General features: G+C 59.5%; 16 protein-coding genes and 1 tRNA gene. 5 read left to right on the top strand and 12 right to left on the bottom strand.

What is annotated here, in order from left to right:
- Nucleotides 1-97: 97 nt before the first annotated feature.
- Nucleotides 98-436, top strand: a complete 339-nt coding sequence (gene fdxA, locus L1P08_RS12685) for a ferredoxin FdxA (protein ID WP_303617376.1) — start codon at nt 98-100, stop codon at nt 434-436.
- A gap of 325 nt (nt 437-761) precedes the next feature.
- Nucleotides 762-1334 (top strand): CarD family transcriptional regulator, encoded by a 573-nt coding sequence (locus L1P08_RS12680; protein ID WP_303617375.1) that lies wholly within the window; start codon nt 762-764, stop codon nt 1332-1334.
- Nucleotides 1335-1420: 86 nt separating this feature from the next.
- Here L1P08_RS12680 and L1P08_RS12675 read toward each other — a convergent pair whose 3' ends face one another.
- Both L1P08_RS12675 and L1P08_RS12670 read right to left on the bottom strand, forming a co-directional pair.
- Nucleotides 1421-2902, bottom strand: a complete 1482-nt coding sequence (locus tag L1P08_RS12675; protein WP_303617374.1) for a M48 family metalloprotease — start codon at nt 2900-2902, stop codon at nt 1421-1423.
- Nucleotides 2899-3705, bottom strand: coding sequence for a thermonuclease family protein (locus L1P08_RS12670; protein WP_303617373.1), 807 nt, complete (start codon nt 3703-3705; stop codon nt 2899-2901). Before L1P08_RS12670 ends, L1P08_RS12675 begins: the two co-directional genes overlap by 4 nt.
- A gap of 266 nt (nt 3706-3971) precedes the next feature.
- On the opposite strand from L1P08_RS12670, the gene L1P08_RS12665 reads away from it, so the two are divergent.
- Together L1P08_RS12665 and L1P08_RS12660 are read left to right on the top strand one after the other, a co-directional pair.
- Nucleotides 3972-4048, top strand: a tRNA-Arg gene (locus tag L1P08_RS12665).
- A gap of 278 nt (nt 4049-4326) precedes the next feature.
- Nucleotides 4327-6840 (top strand): cation:proton antiporter, encoded by a 2514-nt coding sequence (locus L1P08_RS12660; RefSeq protein WP_303617372.1) that lies wholly within the window; start codon nt 4327-4329, stop codon nt 6838-6840.
- A gap of 12 nt (nt 6841-6852) precedes the next feature.
- Here the strand turns inward: L1P08_RS12660 and L1P08_RS12655 are convergent, their stop codons facing one another.
- The 6 genes from L1P08_RS12655 to L1P08_RS12630 all read right to left on the bottom strand — a co-directional run bounded on the left by L1P08_RS12655 (nt 6853) and on the right by L1P08_RS12630 (nt 12938).
- Complete coding sequence (locus L1P08_RS12655; RefSeq protein ID WP_303617371.1) at nt 6853-7926, bottom strand: ABC transporter ATP-binding protein; 1074 nt, start codon at nt 7924-7926, stop codon at nt 6853-6855.
- Nucleotides 7923-8750: a carbohydrate ABC transporter permease gene (locus L1P08_RS12650; RefSeq protein ID WP_303617370.1), complete on the bottom strand. Its 828-nt coding sequence runs from the start codon at nt 8748-8750 to the stop codon at nt 7923-7925. Before L1P08_RS12650 ends, L1P08_RS12655 begins: the two co-directional genes overlap by 4 nt.
- Nucleotides 8747-9649, bottom strand: a complete 903-nt coding sequence (locus L1P08_RS12645; protein WP_303617369.1) for a carbohydrate ABC transporter permease — start codon at nt 9647-9649, stop codon at nt 8747-8749. Before L1P08_RS12645 ends, L1P08_RS12650 begins: the two co-directional genes overlap by 4 nt.
- A gap of 66 nt (nt 9650-9715) precedes the next feature.
- Nucleotides 9716-10945: an ABC transporter substrate-binding protein gene (locus L1P08_RS12640; protein ID WP_303617368.1), complete on the bottom strand. Its 1230-nt coding sequence runs from the start codon at nt 10943-10945 to the stop codon at nt 9716-9718.
- Nucleotides 10946-10983: 38 nt separating this feature from the next.
- Nucleotides 10984-11925, bottom strand: a complete 942-nt coding sequence (locus L1P08_RS12635; protein WP_303617367.1) for a sugar phosphate isomerase/epimerase family protein — start codon at nt 11923-11925, stop codon at nt 10984-10986.
- A complete protein-coding gene (locus tag L1P08_RS12630) occupies nt 11922-12938 on the bottom strand; it encodes a Gfo/Idh/MocA family protein (RefSeq protein WP_303619566.1) in 1017 nt (338 codons plus the stop codon). Before L1P08_RS12630 ends, L1P08_RS12635 begins: the two co-directional genes overlap by 4 nt.
- 204 nt (nt 12939-13142) lie before the next feature.
- Here L1P08_RS12630 and L1P08_RS12625 point away from each other — a divergent pair, with 204 nt between their 5' ends.
- Complete coding sequence (locus L1P08_RS12625) at nt 13143-14162, top strand: LacI family DNA-binding transcriptional regulator (protein ID WP_303617366.1); 1020 nt, start codon at nt 13143-13145, stop codon at nt 14160-14162.
- 49 nt (nt 14163-14211) lie between these two features.
- On the opposite strand, the gene L1P08_RS12620 is transcribed toward L1P08_RS12625, so the two are convergent.
- From L1P08_RS12620 to L1P08_RS12605, 4 genes are all read right to left on the bottom strand, one after another.
- Nucleotides 14212-14343 carry a hypothetical protein gene (locus L1P08_RS12620; RefSeq protein WP_303617365.1) on the bottom strand — a complete coding sequence of 44 codons (132 nt, stop codon included), beginning with the start codon at nt 14341-14343 and terminating at the stop codon, nt 14212-14214.
- A complete protein-coding gene (locus L1P08_RS12615) occupies nt 14340-14462 on the bottom strand; it encodes a hypothetical protein (protein ID WP_303617364.1) in 123 nt (40 codons plus the stop codon). The genes L1P08_RS12620 and L1P08_RS12615 overlap by 4 nt, the downstream gene beginning before the upstream one ends.
- 234 nt (nt 14463-14696) lie before the next feature.
- Nucleotides 14697-15746, bottom strand: a complete 1050-nt coding sequence (locus L1P08_RS12610) for an amidohydrolase family protein (RefSeq protein WP_303617363.1) — start codon at nt 15744-15746, stop codon at nt 14697-14699.
- 18 nt (nt 15747-15764) lie between these two features.
- Nucleotides 15765-17636: a TRAP transporter permease gene (locus L1P08_RS12605; protein ID WP_303617362.1), complete on the bottom strand. Its 1872-nt coding sequence runs from the start codon at nt 17634-17636 to the stop codon at nt 15765-15767.
- Between the last annotated feature and the right edge of the window lie 14 nt (nt 17637-17650).

Here is a 17650-nt window from a genome sequence, read left to right as displayed (position 1 = left end):
CCTTGGGCTTAAAACGAGTTAGCAAACCTTCCGCATCATGTAATCGGGTCATCTCCCGGTTTCGATTTCAACCGGCCCCAGCCAGGAACAAGTCACCATGACCTATATCGTCACGGATAATTGCATTAAGTGCAAATATATGGATTGCGTGGAGGTGTGTCCGGTCGACTGCTTTTATGAAGGCGAGAACATGCTCGTCATTCATCCGGATGAATGCATCGATTGCGGCGTCTGCGAACCGGAATGTCCCGCCGAAGCCATCAAGGCCGATACTGAGCCCGGGCTGGAAAAATGGCTCGAGATCAACACCAAATATGCCTCGGCCTGGCCCAATATTTCGCAAAAGCGCGATGCGCCGGCCGATGCCGAGAAATTTGACGGCGAAACCGGCAAGTTCGAGAAGTATTTCTCCGAAGAGCCCGGCGAAGGCGATTAAGCCGGGCGGCACCGTCCTCTTGCACGCGAAAGTTGAAACCCGCTGTAAAGCGGGCCGTTTAACCTGTTGATTCGCCAGTTTTGATTTTGGCGAAAATTTGTGCTATATTATGGCGTAATAATATTTGCAGGCGTCCTATCTCAAACAAGAGTGCTCAACCGCACGATCTGGAAATTCCAAAATTAGAGACTGCACCTGACCAGCCAAACGGTTGGCTCAGTGGCCGGACTTACTGTGTAAAAGGCCCAGAACGGGCCAGCGTATCAACAGGGGATGGAAACCGGTCACCGGGGCCCATCACAGCGTCACACGAGGAGTATGCCTTATGGCAACTACAGCGACCACAAAAAAGACCCAGCAGCGCGCCGGTTTCAAGACCGGTGAGTTCGTCGTCTATCCGGCCCATGGTGTGGGCCAGATCGTCTCGATCGAAGACCAGGAAGTTGCTGGCATGGTTCTGGAACTGTTCGTCATCAATTTCGAGCAGGACAAGCTGACCCTTCGTGTGCCCGTCGCCAAGGTCAAATCCGTCGGCATGCGCAAGCTGGCCGAAGATGATCTCGTCACCAAGGCGCTGCACACCGTCACCGGCCGTGCCCGCGTCAAGCGCACCATGTGGTCGCGCCGCGCCCAGGAATATGAAGCCAAGATCAATTCCGGCGACCTGATCGCAATTTCCGAAGTTGTCCGCGACCTGTTCCGCTCCGACGATCAGCCGGAACAGTCCTATTCCGAGCGCCAGCTGTTCGAACAGGCCATGGACCGGATGTCGCGTGAAATCTCCACCGTCAACCGCCTGACCCTGACAGAGGCCGTCCAGCTCATCGAAAAGAGCCTGGCCAAAAGCCCGCGTCGTGGCGCCAAGACCGAAACAGACGGCGAAGAAGCCGCCGCGTAACAACTGCGCCGCTTAAACGTCATTCAATATAAAAAGGCCGGCTGATGCAGCCGGCCTTTTTTCATGTCAAAACAATCCCGCCCCGCCTAGTCAACGGTCACAATCTTGTATTTCCGCCCCGGCTCAATCGGGTCACCGGCAAACAGATTGTTCAGCACCAGAAACAATTCAGTCGCATTCGACAAATGTCCCATGCGCCCCGCAAGGCTCGCCGTGGTGTCCCCCGCCCGCGCTGTCACCAGATCGATCCGGCTTGTGCGTACTTTCGCGATATCCTGGTCAGTCGCCCGGCGGAAGCTTTTAAGCGTGGCATCAGATGCCTTGGCAAACCCGGCATTGTCGCTGCGCGCCGCAAAGATAAAGCGGTAAACCGCCCCCTCCAGCCGCACCACAGACACGCGGAACACCCACTGGTCCGTCTGGGCTTCGCCCGTGGCCATGTCGATGCCATTATAGTTTTGCGCCCGCACCGTGTCCGGCTTCAGCCCGGCAATCCAGCCAGAGCGCAAATAGTCCACCAGCGGCATCGTGTCCGGCACGTCGGCTGTGTCAAAGCGCACGGCTTCCCCGTCCCCGGCCACCGCAACCACCGCCGATTGCGAATTCTGCAATTCATAACCCTTGGGCACGCTGAAGGTAAACTTGCGCGCCGGATGCACAAATTGCTGGCCGATAATCGCGCCCTGATTGGCGCTGTCGCCAAAGCTCAACCCGTCAATCGCCGCCAGATAGGCATCGCGATCGGTCGTCCCGATTCCCGGCGCACCAAAGGACCGCGCCGCCTCAATCGCCTTTTGGATCCGGTCCGGCGTCGAGGGATGGCTGGAGAGAAAATCATCGCCGCCATCGCTGCCCCCGCTCGACATGGCAGCAAACCGCCCCATCGCCCCGAGAAAGCGCGCTGCCGCATGCGGGTCATAACCGGCCTGCCCGGCAATCACCACGCCCTCCTTGTCCGCTGCCAGTTCCTGCGCCTGGCTGAAGGCGGCCAGCGACAGGCGCGACCGCGCCGCCGTCTGGTCGGTATCGATATTCCCGCCCAGAACGCTCGTGATCACCTTGTCGACGATCTCGCTGGTATGGGTCCGGTTGGACCGGGCCCGCGCATGGCGCAAAATCACATGCGCCATCTCATGGGCCAGCACCGCGCCCAACTCACTTGAATCATTGGCCAGCGCCAGAATACCGCGCGTCACATAAATATAGCCGCCCGGCAGCGCAAAAGCGTTCACATCCGGCGTATCGAGAATAGTCACGGTGAAATTATTGTTGCTCTGATTGGTCGCCGCCAGCAATTTGCCGGCAATCCGCGCCACCATGATTTCGGCCTTGCGGTCACTATAGACGCCGCCATAGGTCGCCACGATCCGCGGGTGCTCGCGCCGGCCGATCACCTCATCTTCAGGGTCCGTGCCCGCAGGCACCGCATTGCCGATACCATTGGCCCCGGTCTGGGTCACCAGCACATCGGGGTCGCCGAACATGCCCGAACAACCGCCAAGCGCCAGCATGGCCACAACGCCCCCGGCAAACACAATCTGTTTCAGCCTCACGCCCGCCATGCTCATCTGGCCACCAATAACTCGATCTGCTCGGGATGGGTCACCGCAATCCGCGGCCCGTCACGGTCATCCACCCAGCCTCTCACCCGCACATGCGCCCCCTCAAGGGCATCCAGCGCCACCCCCGAAGCGGAAAATGTCTTTTGCGCTTCCTTGTCTATCACAACCGTAAAATCTTCGCGCCAGTGCCGCCCGAAATTGAGGTAAAACACCGATCCGGCTTTCTCCGCCTGCAGGATACGGCCCTCAACCAGTTCATAATGCCCCTCGCGCGCCAAAACCATCTCCGGCTTGTCAGCAAAACGTATCTGGTAATAAGGGTCACCCCAGATCCCGCGCCGCTCGCGCCGCGCCACAGCCTCGGCTGCATAAAGGTCATCGAGACAAAACCGGTTATCGGCGAAAGAATAAACCCGCGCCATCCCCGCCTCCAGCATCGCCTGCTGCAACCAGATCGGATCTTCATTCTCCAAAAAGGCATGCGCCAGCACCCGTCCATGCCGGTCCGCTTCCGTGCCGCCATAACGCAATTGCACAGTCTTGCCCAGCGCCAGCGCGCTCAGCGCATCACGCGCAGCATCGCCCAGCGGCCAGGGTTCAAACCCGTCACGCCCCAGCGGCAGTTTCGGCGCCTGCATGCCGATCAGCCGCACCTTGGCCTGATTATCCAGCACCAGCGTATCGCCATCCACCACAGCCACAACCATCCCGCGCGGCCCCGCGCGCAGATCATCGCAGCCCGAAGCTGCAAACGGAAACGCCGTCGCCACAGCCAGCGCGGTATAAATGGAAATCCTGGACTTGATCAAAAACCGACCCCGTTCGCGAAACCGCGATTACATTGCACCCAATTGCGGCAAAAATCACCCCGGCATCTTGGCTACACACCAGATCCCCGCAATCTCCCCAATGGCATAATCACGCAAAAGGCCGCCACGCCAGACACGCCGCCGCCCCGTTACTATACACCATAGGTCACAACAAATAAGGCGGGGTTTTGTTCCCGAAATTCCGCGCGCGGGCCAGAATAACTTATAGTTCCCTTCCCTCCCTCAATTTGCTAACCAAACGGCGTGGTCCCGTAGCTCAGCAGGATAGAGCATCAGATTCCTAATCTGAGGGTCAGTGGTTCGAATCCACTCGGGATCACCATTCGTCCAAAAGCCCGACGCCCCCGGGGGGCGCATGCCTTGCGCAACAATTTGAACACCTGACACCGCGATAAAAAAGATCGCGTGGACGCCCCATTAACGCCGTCTTTCAAAGCCAATGCCTCTTCCGGCACGCGGGGCGTAAAAATCCGTGGGCATTTACTCAAGCCAGCCCGGAAATGTCTCGCAGGATCAAGCAGATATTAAGAGTAGCGGGGTTAGGTTTGCCTGCCGGGCTTTCGCATTTTTGCCTTTTCTCCAACTCTGTTATCCTCCCTTATGAGCATCATTGTAATCACAGCGATTATTGCGTCTCTTTTTCTGGTTATCGGCGCGGCCGAACCTCTCGCGGCGCGATTGCGGTTGCCCTACAGCGTGATCCTGGCTGTGCTTGGCATGCTCATCGGCGCCGGTGCGATTTTCTTTTTGCGCACCGAACTAACAGATGCGCTTAATCCCATTGCCGAGGCGATCGTTAATCTGCCGATCCGCTCCAATGTCTTCCTCTATGTTTTCCTGCCCACGCTTCTCTTCCAGGCAACGCTGGGAATGAACCTGCGCCGCATGCTGGATGACTGGGTGCCCATTCTGGTGCTCGCCGTGCTGGCCGTGATCGTCGCCACCCTGAGCATCGGCATTGCCCTTTCCTGGGCCAGTCCATTGCCGCTTGCCGCCTGTCTTTTGATCGGCGCTATCGTCTCCACAACCGATCCCTCGGCCGTCGTCTCCATCTTCCGCTCCATTTCGGCGCCGCGCCGGCTGGCGCGCATCATCGAGGGCGAAAGCCTGCTCAACGATGCCGCCGCCATCGCGCTCTTCGGCCTGTTCATGGGCTTTGTCATGCTCGGCCTGCCTGACCCGGATCTGACATCTGCCCTGGGGCGGTTCCCGATTTTGATTGTCGGCGGTGCCCTTACCGGCTGGCTGGCGGCCCAACTCGCGGTCTTGATCATGGGTTTTTTCGCAGACCATGAACGCGCGCAAATCTCGGTCTCTGTGGCACTGCCCTATCTGGCTTATCTCGGCGCCGAGCAGACCGTCGGCGCCTCCGGCGTGATCGCGGTGGTGGCCGCCGGTCTCACAGTCAATCTTGCCGGGCCGGGCCGGCTGGCGCCGCAAGCCTGGGCCAGCCTGCGCGAAATCTGGGATTTGCTCGCCCATTGGGCCGGCGCACTGATCTTTATCCTCGCCGCCCTCCTCATCCCCCGCCTGCTCGAGGAAGTGCGCGGCAGTGACTTTGTTCTCGTTGGCGTGGTCATTATTGCCGCCATGGCGGCGCGGGCATTGATCCTTTTTGGCCTGCTCCCGCTCCTGACCCTCCTGCGCGTCTCACCAGCGGTTCAGCCATCCTATCGGGTGGCCATTCTCTGGGGCGGCCTCAGGGGCGCGGTCACATTGTCACTGGCGCTTGCGGTCACCGAGAGCTTTCTCGTGCCCATTGAAATCAAGCGCGTGGTGGGCATTCTCGCCACCGGCTTCACGCTTTTCACCCTGATGGTGCAAGGCACCACATTGCGGTTTGTCATCAGCAAGCTGGGGCTGGACCGGCTTTTGCCCATCGATGAAGCGCTGTCCCGGCAGGTTGTCGCCGTTGCCCTGCAAACCGTGCGCGAAGACGTCGCCCGGACAACCGAGAACTACGAACTGACCCGCGAAATCGTCCGCTCCGAAGCCAAGCATTTCGGCGAGACCATGAACCAGGCCGTGCAAGCGGCCGAGGATCGCGCCGATATTCTTGAACGCGACAGGATTACGCTCGGGCTGATCGCGCTGGCCGGGCATGAACGGGACACCATTCTGGTCAGGATGCGCGAACGGACCATTTCTGCCCGCATGGCCGAAAAGGTCCTCACCGATGCAGACCGCCTGATTGAGGCCACCCATTCGGGCGGCCGCAACGGCTATCAACGCGCCGCCCGGCGCAGTATCGCCTATGGCCTGGGGTTCCGGATCGGGGTGGCGTTGCAACGACGGTTCCGCCTGTCCCAGCCCCTTGCCGGCATGACCGCTGACCGCTTTGAGCTTTTGCTCTCCCAGCGGCTGATCCTGCGTGATCTCGGCGGTTTCATCGATGGCCGCATCCTGCGCATCCATGGCCGGCGGGTCGCCGACCTCTTGGGCGAATTGCTGATACGCCGTGCCGAAATGGTTGAGACCGCCCTCGAAGGCCTCCGCCTGCAATATCCCGGCTACGCCGAAGAACTCGAACGGCGCTTCATCCGGCGCACAGCGCTGCGCCTTGAAGAGCGGGAATACATGTCCATGCGCGACGATGGTCTGATCGGCGCAGAAGTCTACACCTCATTGATGCAGGGCCTTGTCACCCGCCGCAGCGCCTCCGAAAACCGGCCCGAACTCGACATTGAAATTCAGCGTTCCGAACTGGTCAAAAACTTCCCCCTCTTCGTCGATATCGAAGAGACTGCGCTCAAAAAACTGGGCCGATCCCTCAAGACCGTTTATGTCAATGCCGGAAAGATCATCGTGCGCAAGGACGATGCCGCCAAAAGCGTGTTCTTTATCGCCTCGGGCGCGGTCGAACTGGAAAGCGCCGGCCAGACATGGCGTCTCGGACGCGGCGAAATGTTCGGGCAAATGGCAATCCTCACCCACAAGGCGCGCCGCACCCAGGTAAGGGCCATTGCCCCCTCCACGCTTCTTGTGCTCGATGCAGATCGCTTCCAGCGCCTGCTGCAGCGCAGCCCCACCCTGCGGCAGGCCGTTCTCGCAAGCGCCAAGCGGCGCGGCATCGACCCCGAGCTGCTCCTGCCCGACAGCCCGGCCGAGACGTAAAAAAGCGTCCGTTCAGATCGCCAGTTCTGTTGCCGCATCAAACAGATGCACCAGTTCCGGGCGAATGGATAAAGCCAGTTTGTCGTCAACGCGCGCGGGCGACCGGCCGGAAACCACCACCATCATTTCAGGGTCGGTGGCCGTGGTGATATAGCTGGTTGGCCCCGTCGCCTCCACCACCGCCACCGGCAGCTGCAATTGCCCAGCCTCAGGCGTGGTGACCTCCAGATTTTCCGGTCGCAACCCCACCAGCACCTTCTGCCCCGCCGTCGCCTGCCGCCGGGTTTCAATCACCGGATTGCCCGGCAGCGCCAATTGCACACTTGTGCCATTCTCACCCATCACCCCCGGCACAAAATTCATCGCCGGCGACCCGATAAACCCGGCCACAAATTTACTGGCCGGATGGTCGTAAAGTTCCAGCGGCGCTCCCTGCTGCTCAATCACCCCGCCGCGCATCACCACCACCTGATCGGCCATGGTCATCGCCTCAATCTGGTCATGGGTGACATAAACCGAGGTCGCGCCCAGCCGGTCATGCAGGGCGCGCACTTCCTTGCGCATCTGCACCCGCAAGGCCGCATCCAGATTAGACAGCGGCTCATCAAACAAGAACGCCTTGGGATCGCGAATAATCGCCCGCCCCATGGCCACCCGCTGGCGTTGCCCGCCCGAAAGCTCCCGCGGAAACCGCTCCAGCAGCCCGGTCAACCCGGTCGTCCGGGCCACATCTTCCGCCGCCTTTTGCGCCTCTGCCCGCCGCATGCCCTTAAGGCGCATCGAATAGGTCAGATTGTCCGCCACATTCATATGCGGATAAAGCGCATAGGTCTGGAACACCATGGCCACATCGCGCTTGCGCGGCGGCACATTGGTCATCGTCACCCCATCGATCAGCATGGTGCCGCCCGAAATCGCCTCCAGCCCCGCCAGAGACCGCAACAGGGTGGACTTGCCACAACCCGAGGGCCCCACCAGCGCCACAAAACTGCCCTTGGCAATCGTCAGGTTGATATTCTTCAGCGCGTGAAAACTGCCATAATGCTTGTCCACATTCTGCAGTTCGATTTGCGGTTGCGTGGTCATTTGAGGGCTCCCGAGGTAAGGCCGGAGACAATGCGGCGCTGCAGCAAGACAAATGCCGCCAGAATGGGTGTGACGTATATCGAGGCATAGGCCATGATATTGTTCCACTCGGTCGTGTTGGGCCCCATAAAGGCGTTCAGCCCCACACTCGCGGGCTGCAGATCAACCGCCTGAATGATCGATTTCGAATAAACAAATTCGCCAAAGGCCTGCATGAAGATCAAAATGGCCGAGACCAGAATGCCATTGCGCGCCAGCGGCAAAACGATGAACCAGAACGCCCCGATCCGCGAATTGCCATCCACCAGCGCAGCCTCTTCAAGGTCACCGGGCACGCTCATGAACGTGGCGCGCACCAGCACCACGAAAAACGGCATCGTCTTGGCGGTCAGCGCCAGCACCACAGCAAAACGCGGCGTATCCAGAAGGCCAAGCTGCGAAAAGCCCACAAAAAGCGGTGTGATCATCAGCGATGCGGGCAGCACCTGCAGCATCAGCACCAGAAACAGCGCCACATCGATCCACATGTTCCGGTAGCGCGCCAGCACATAGGCGCACCCTGTGCCCAATAGCGCGGTCAACGTCATGGTGCCCGTGGCAATCACCACCGAGTTCCACAAAAACCGCCCCATGCCGCGCACTTCCCAGACATAGGCAAACACCTGCCATTGCGGGTTTTCCGGCAGAAAGGCCGGCGGCGTCGCAAACATCGCCGACCCGGTCTTCAAACTGGTGACATACATCCAGTAAAGCGGAAACAGATAAAGCGCTGCCAGCCCGAGGGCAACGAGGGTCAAAAGCCTTTGGGACCAAACCTGGGTCATCCGCGCACCTCATGACGTGTCGATCGCACATAGATCACCGCAGCCACCATCACCACGAGGATCATGATCGTGGAAATCGTCGCCCCACGGGCAAAGTCATATTGCCGGAAAGACAATTCCCACGCCCAGTACTGGGCGACATTCGAGGAATTGGCCGGCCCGCCTGATGTGATGGCAGCAAAAAGGTCAAATTGCTGCAGGGTGAAAATCAGCCCCAGCGACACCACCGCGCCAATCGTTGCGCGCATCATGGGCAGGGTGATCGTCCAGAACCGCTGCCATGCCGTCGCCCCATCGAGCGCGGCTGCCTCATAAAGATCCTTGGGGATCGAGGCCAGTCCCACCGAGAGCAGGATCATGTTGAACGCGGTTCCCAGCCAGATATTGGCCAGAATGACCGCCCAGAGCGAAAAGTCGGTATCCGAGCGCCAGAAGATATTTTCCGAAATCAGCCCGAGGCTGCGCAACACATAGTTGAGCACGCCAAAATCACCGGCAAGAATCCAGTTCCATATCGCCCCGACCACCAGGCCGGGCATCACCCAGGACACTAAAAACAGCCCGCGCATATAGGTCGCGCCGGGAAATTTCATCGCAAAGAAAAGCGCCAGCCCGAACCCGAGTGCAAACTGTCCGGCAATCGATGCAAAAACGAAAACAACCGTGTTCCAAAGGATCGGCCAGGTTTCCGGTTGCGCAAAAATCGCCCGATAATTGTCGAGACCCGCCCAGGGGCGCCAAAAGGTACCCAATGAGAACATGTCCACTTCCTGGAAGCTCATGATCACATTGTAAAAAAGCGGCAAACCGGAAAAGGTGATCAGGAATGCCAGCGCAAATCCGACAAGCAATATGTCAAAACCCTTGCCGTCTCTGATGCCAGCGATCACGCGAAACATTGTGTGCCTCCCCCGGGGTCAGGAAAAGGCTGCCGGAACACCCGGCAGCCTTTAATCTGTGATGGATTAACCGAGAATACCGGCAATCGTTGTCTGCGCCTGATCCAGCGCTTCCTTGGCGGATTTCTGGCCGGTCAGGGTCAACTGGATGGCGTCCTGAATAGCCTTCGAGATCTTTGGCCATTCGGGATGCGGGCCACGGGCCTGCGCATATTTCAACTGCTCAAGGAACACCTGCAAGGCGGCGTCTTTCAGCTCAACCCCGGTTGCCGGCAGCTCAATATCCGAGCGGGCGGGCAGCTGTCCGAATTCGGGGAACAACCGGTCATCCTGGCTGGCGAAATATTCAAGCGCCTTGAAGGCTTCTTCAGGATGCTTGCTGGTCGAGAAAATCGCCCAGTTGAAATCACCCATGGCCGACGAGCGTTCCGCCCCTTCCCCCGGCACCGGCAACAACGCCACGCCCCAGTCGAACTTGGCTTCATCCAGCATCCGGTTCAATTCCCAGGGCCCGGAAATAACCATAGCCGCATTGCCCGAATTGAACGTCCCGGTGGAATCCCACTGCCCGCGGGTCAGGGTATCGGGCGAAGCAAGCTTCTCATCCAGAAGCGTCTTCCACACATTCAGCGCTTCAACGGCACCTTCGGTATTGATGTTGTCATAGCCGCCGCCGCCCATCTGCGCCCAGGGCAGAAACTGGAACGTGCCCTCTTCACTGGCTTTCGCCGAGAAGGCGATACCATAAATACTATTGGCCGGGTCGGTCAGCTGGCGGGCATGCTCGACCAGTTCGTCCCATGTCTGGGGCGGCGCATTCGGGTCAAGGCCCGCCGCTTCAAACATGTCCTTGTTATAGTAAAGCGCAATGGTATTCGTGGCTTTCGGCACGCCGAAAATCCGGCCATCCCAGCTCACCGAGTTCAAGGGACCGGCAAAATAATTCTCGGTCTTGATCGTGTCCGAGCCGGCGACCATGTCGGTAATATCAAGAAACGCCCCGCGCGCCGCAAACAGCGCATGTTCGGGATTATCGACCGCGATAATATCCGGTGCCTGGCCCGTTGCGAAGGCGCGCATGCTTTCGCTCACCACATCGTCAAACTGGATTTCGCGGTAATCAACCTTAATGCCATTGTCCATCTCGCTGAATTCCTTGGCGAGATTAAGCGCAGGCTGGTTCTCATCATCCAGCGACCAGACGGTGATGGTCACATCATCCGCCAGCGCCGGTGCGGCAATCATTGAGACGCTGAGCAACAAGCCCCCCGCCAGTGTAGTCAACTTCATATCCATATTCCCCTCCCTTGTTGAAAAAACAGACACCAACCGGCTCAGGCCGGAAGCTTGAGTGACGGATCCCCACCGCCATAAGCCGCGGATGTATCGACAAAGTCGCCACCACGGCAGGATTTCAGGTAATTAAGCGCATGCACCTGGCCCGTCATTTCCAGCGCATCGCGATAGACCGGATCATGCCAGCCCTCGATATCGATTGACCCGGTGTACCCGGCCAGCCGCAATTCGGAAATGATGTCCGTCCAGTTGCTGTCACCAAAGCCCGGCGTGCGCATGAACACAAACGGCTCCTTGCCGAACACGCCATGCTCGCGGATCACCTCCCAGCGCACCGTTGCATCCTTGCCGTGCACATGGAAAAACTTGTCGGCCCATTTGCGGATCTGGGGCAGCGGATCGATGAGATAGACCAGCTGGTGGCACGGCTCCCATTCCAGCCCGATATTGTCCTCAGGCGTTTCATTGAACATCAGCTCCCAGGCATCCGGGTTATGCGCAATGTTCCAGTCGCCGGTCTGCCAATTGCCATCCATGGCGCAATTTTCAAAGGCAATCCTGACGCCCTTGTCCGCTGCGCGGGCCGCCAGCTCACGCCATATCTGCTTGTAGCGCGGCAGGCTGTCGGTCAATGGCTTGTTGCGCACCCGGCCGGTAAACCCGGCCACGCAATCCGCCCCGAAATGATGCGCATTGTCGATGCACTGTTTCCAGCCCTCAAGCGTGTCGAGATCAAGCGCTTCCTCTTCAAGCGGATTACCAAACATGCCCAGCGTCGACATGGTGATATCCCGGTCGCCAATCGCGTCCTTGCAGCGCTTGCCCAGTTCAGCCAGATCCTGACCATTGGTGGTCTGCCAGAAAAACGGCTCAAAACTCTCAAAGCCGAGATCCGCGATCTTGGCGATTTCCGTTGCCGCCTCACCGCCGGATGCGCTGATCATGGTACCGATGCGAATTGCTTTTGCTGGGTTCGTCACGCTGATGCTCTTTCCTCGATATTGATATTAACGCGCTGGCGGGTACGGGCACTCTCGATCGCCCCGAACACCATCGCCAGACTATTGATATTGTCGCGTGCATCCGTTTCGGGACGCCCGCCTGTTTCAATGGCTTGCAGGAAATCCGCAATAACGCTGGCATGCCCATGCGTCGTTGCATCATCGGCCAGGAGCGGAATTTCAACCGCCTCCAGATCGCGCAGAAAACCGCTGTCATTGGCAACACGCGACGCGCGCAGCTGCTCGCCCCCATCCCAAAGCAGGGTGCCCTTGGTGCCAATAATGCGCCAGGCGCTTTCCCAGCTTGTGGTTGCGCCCTCCGCACACCACGACCCGCGATAGGTAAAAGTCACCTGATCGGAAAATTCGAAGATGGCATTCGCGGCCGCGCCGTGCCGGTACCAGGACCCGCGCGGATTGCTCTCATGGCAATAAACCGCAACCGGCACCTTGCCCGCCATGAAACGCGCCGCATCAAAAGTATGGATGGCCATATCCAGCAGCAGCACATTTTCCATGTCGTCGCGGAAGCCACCGAAATGCGCGCCGATGAAAAAATCACAATGCAGCGCCGTCAGCTCACCCAGCGCCCCGGAGGCGAGAAACGCCCGGATGCGCCTGACGCCATCGATAAAGCGCCGGTTCTGGACGATCGCGTGCACCTTGCCCGCAGCCTTGGCCGCCGCAATCAGCGCTTCGCCCTCGGCGATACTTGCCGCCATCGGCTTTTCGCTGAGCACATGGCAGCCATGGCGCAACCCCGTGCGCACCACATCGGCCCGCGCAGACGGCACAACAATATCAAACAAAAGATCGGGTTTGGTCTCGGCCAGCACCGCATCAAGATCGGTCCCGGTCATCGCAGACGAGAGACCGAATTCATCGGCCCGGGCCTCAGCCGTCTCAAGATTGAGATCGACCAGCCCGACCACTTCTACCGCGCCCTTGAGCGCCGGGCTTTCGGTCAATGCCGAAAGCCAGCCTTTGGACATGGCACCGCAACCGGTAACTACCGCACGAAACGTCAAACGAACCCTCCCTGAAAAGCTTCAGCCCGACACCGCCTTGTTGCGGTTTTGCGTCAAGCTTGCTCCGTAAACGTTTACGACGCTATATTCAGAGCCGGTTTCGTGTCAATACGATTCCGTAAACGTTTTTTGTAACCGTGTGAAACTTCTGGGCCGAAAGGAAGAAATATGAGAGGCATCAAGCGCTTGGCGCAGCACCTCGATATTTCCATTGGCACCGTGTCACGGGCGCTAAACGGCAAACCCGACGTCAATGAACAAACCCGCGCCCGGGTTTTGGCCGCCGCAGCCGAGCTGGGCTATGTGCCAAACCAGGCCGGCCGGGCGCTTAGAAAAGGCTCCACCAGCGTCATCGGTTTCATGATGCAGACAGGCACCGACATCACCGGTGACGGCGATGTGTTCTTCATGAGCGTTTTTGACGGTATCCAGACTGTCTTTGCCCGCCACCAGCTGGATCTGGTCGCCCTGCTCTGCTCCTCCGAGGAAGACCCCGACGCCTATTTGCAGCGCATCGTCGCCCGGGGTTTTGCCGATGGTCTCATCCTGTCGGCCACACGGCGTCACGACAGCCGCATCGATTTTCTGGCCGAGCGGCAGATACCCTTCATCACCCTTGGCCGCAGCCTCTCGGATGCCGGCCAGCCCTGGCTCGATCTGGATTTCGAGGGCATGGCCGAAACCGGCGTCAACCGCCTGATCGCCAAGGGCCATAAACGCATCGGCGTCTACGCCCCGAATGACGAAACAAATCTGGGCTATGTTTTTCTCGATGCATACCGGGAAACCCTGGCCGCCGCAGGCATCCCCTTCGATCCGGACCTGGTATTCCGCTCAAGCTCAAGCGAACGAGGCGGCTATGAGATGGCCCGGCACATCGCCGCCATGCAAGATCCACCTACCAGCATCGTCCTGACCAACGAACAGATGGTGGTGGGACTTTATCGCGGCCTGATCGATGCCGGCATCAAGCCGGGCGAGGATATCGCCATCATTGGCATCAGCAGCCCGCAAACCAATTATCTCGTACCCAAGCTCACCTGCTTCCGCCTCTCCCTGCGCGATTTGGGCATCACCCTCGCCGAGAGCCTGCTCGCCACCATTCCCGCCTTCGCCCATCATTATCCCGTGGGCGTGGTGCGCAAGGTTCTGCCCATGGAACTGGTTGAGGGCGAAAGCGACCTTTAAAACAGCGCACCGGCGCGCGACTTTTCAGCCGCACGCCGGATGTCGCCGTTTAATGTGTCAGGCCACTGCCACCGATCGCAATGACATTATAGGGCAGCCCCTCAACCGCAATCGCGCCTGTCTCCTTGAGCGTTGCCGTATCGACAAGCCGCACAGTTGCCGCCAGCGGATCGGTAATCACCAGCACGTCACCTGCAGCCGCCAGACAGTTTCCGCCTCATCGGCAAATGCAGAACTGCTCATCAGCGCGCAAAGACTGATCAAAGTCACCGCGGCCGGCGGCTTTTGCAAAAATTGCATTATTATTCCTTCCAGTTTGCTTTTTGGTCCCAGACGCAAGCCGCCCGCCACGGCCTGTCGTGCCGTGACGCAATGCTGAGTGCATAGCCGCGTCAGCCGTCGCTATAATATGTTATGATATAACATTGCAATCGAATTCTGCGCCCGCGCAACGCCGTAGACCACCCCCAGCCAGCCATAAAAAAACTGCGGCAGGTTGCCCTGCCGCAGTTCAAATCTGTCCGTGAAAAACCGCTATTCAGCGATACGGAAAATCCGGCGGGCATTGCCCTCGAAAAACTGCTTCTTGGCCGCATCATCCATCGGCAGCGCATCCATCTCGCCCACTTCCGAGGGTTCGAACTGCCAGGGATAATCCATCGCATACATCATCCGCTCGGGCCCGATCACATCGCGCACGAACATGATCGGCGGTGCCCAGGCGACGCCGGAATTGGTATAAAGGAAATTCTCACGCAGATATTCGCGCGCACTGCGCTTGAGCGGTTTCACATGCTCATAGCGGTTGGTCACCGAAATATGGCTATGCATATAGTTGATGCGCGACATCCAATAGGGCAGCCCCTCGCCGCAATGACCAAGAATGATCTGCAATTTCGGGAATTTGTCGAAGATCCCCGCCACCATCAGCCTGAGCGCATGCAGGCCCGTCTCACAGGCAAAGCCATAAACCGCCGCATCCAGCCCCCGCTTCAGGAACGGCTCGATCATGCTCGCGGGCGGGGTTTGCGGATGCAGATAAATCGGCACATCCAGCGCTTCCGCCGCCTCAAACACCGGCCAGTATTTCTCGTCATCGAGATAGGTGCCCAAGGTATGCGAGTTCAAAATCCCGCCGCGCAGCCCCAGCTTGGTCACGCCGCGCTCCAGCTCCTTGGCCGCCTCTGCCGGATCAAGCGGCGAAAACGCTGCCAGCCCCACAAACCGGTCGGGATGCCGGGCAATGCCCGCGGCCAGTTCATCGTTGAAACTGCGCGCCATGGCGCTCGCCTCAACCGGATCGAAAATCTGCACGCCCGGCGATCCCAGCGACACCACCTGCATGTCGATGCCATTATCGTCCATGTCCTTGATGCGCACGTCATCCAGATCCTGAATGCGGGCCGCCATCGCCTGCCCGCGCGGGCTCTCGGAGCCAAAAAAGCCCCAGAGTGAATGAAACCCCGGATCATTGATCGCCTTGGTTTCCAGCTCACGCTTGTAAAGTTTCATCAGTTCGGCAGGCACCCAGGCCTCTTCCGTCGCAATCCGCTTATAGGCGGGATTGGGGTTACGTTCTGTCATGGTTGAGGTCCTCTTTTTTTAAACCGGTGAAGAAAGGGCGGGCGTGGCCCGCATACGATATTGGGCAAAAACCAGCCCCAGCCCGAGCAGCACCGCGGCCACAGACCCAAGGGAGACAGGTCCAAGCAACGCCGTGCTCGCGCCCACAAACAGCGCGCCCGCACCAACCGCGATACGCACATCCACCCGGCCGCCAAACGCGCCCTGCCAGGCCAGAAGCTCAGCCAGCACAAGCCCCGAGAGCAGCACGGTCACGCAGGAAATCCCGATTGCCAGCACATCCCCCTGCATCAGCAAGGCGGGGTTGAAGGCGAAAACGAACGGGATCAGATAGGCAACAATCGCCAGCCGCAAACCAGTCACCCCGGTCCGCCACATGTCGCTGCCGGCAAGGGATGCCGCCGCATAAGAGGCAATGGCCACGGGCGGCGTCAGCATTGACAAGAGGCCGAAATAGAAGATGAACAAATGCGCCGACATCGGCACCAGCCCGGCCTTGACCAGCGCCGGTGCCAGAAGCACCGACACCACCACATAGACCCCTGACGTGGGCATGCCGACGCCAAGCACAATCGCAATCACCGCCGTCACCATCAAGAGCGGCAGAATGCCCGCAGCCTCGGCGATATGGCCAAGCGCCAAAGTCAGCGCAAAGCCCAGCCCGGTGATATTGATCGTCCCAATTATAATCCCGGCCACAGCACACACCAGCAGCACGGGAACCATGGTCACCCCGGTGCTGTAAATGATCTGCCACAGCGTCCCCAGCCGGTTCGCGCCCTTGGGCGCGGTCACCAGAAACAGCGCAAAACTGGCAATGGCCGAAAACAGCGCCGCCTTGCCCGGCGCATAGCCCAGCCCGAACAGGAAATACATCAAAACGCCCAGCGGCAGCAGCAATGGCCAGGCCGCCATCAGGCTCGGCCAGAGCCGTGGCAATTCAGCGCGCGGTGCGCCCTCCAGCCCGTTGGCGGCGGCATAGCGGTCAATCTGCACATAAAGCAGCAAATAATAGGCCGCAGCCGGGATCAGCGCCGCCCCCACAACTTCGGCATAAGGCACCTGCAAAAACTCGGCGATGATAAACGCTGTCGCCCCCATCACCGGCGGGGCAATCTGCCCGCCATTGGAAGCCACCGCCTCGATCGCCGCCGCATAGCGCGCCGGAAATCCTGATTTCTTCATCATCGGAATGGTCACAACGCCCGTGCTCATCACGTTGGCAACCGTCGAGCCGGACAGCGTACCGAACAGGCTCGAGGCGAGCACCGCCACCTTGGCCGGGCCACCCCGTTTGTGCCCCATTGCCGCCAGGGCCAGATTGGTCAGCGCCGTGCTGCCCCCAACGGAATTAAGCACCGCACCAAACAGCACAAAGCCTAGAATTTGCGTCGCGCCTACCCGCAACACCAGCCCGGGAATACCGCTCGTATCCGCATAAAGATAAAGCAGAAACCGTTGCGGCGTGGTCGGCGCGGCAGAAAACAGCCCCGGCAGGGCCGAACCAAACAGCCCGTACCCCACAAAAACAACCGCCAGCCCGGCAAGGATCGCCCCGCAATGCCGCCGCGTTGCTTCCACCGAAACCACAAGGGCAATAATCGCGGGAATGAACTTCTCCGGCCCCCGGTTGATCGGGTCCATCAGCCAGGCTTCGTAATTGGTGGCCAGCCATGCCCAGGCAAAAAGCGCGGCTATGCCCAGCACCCAGTCCAGCGCCTGCCAGCGCCCCGGCAAGGGCTTGGTCACCATGCCGGCGACACAGCCAAGCCCGATCATGACCGCAAGATATTGCTCGGTAATAACCACCATGCCCAGATGTCGGGGCAGGTCGAGTAGCCATAGGGCACCGGCCACGCTGAGCGCAGCAACAAGCAGTTTCGTCAACATGGCCGGTCTCCGGT

The sequence above is a fragment of the Mariluticola halotolerans genome (genome assembly GCF_021611515.1).
Taxonomy (GTDB): Bacteria; Pseudomonadota; Alphaproteobacteria; order Rhizobiales; family Devosiaceae; genus Mariluticola; species Mariluticola halotolerans.
The sequence above is the reverse complement of the archived record's forward strand: the minus strand, read 5'-3'. Positions and strand labels throughout refer to the sequence as shown.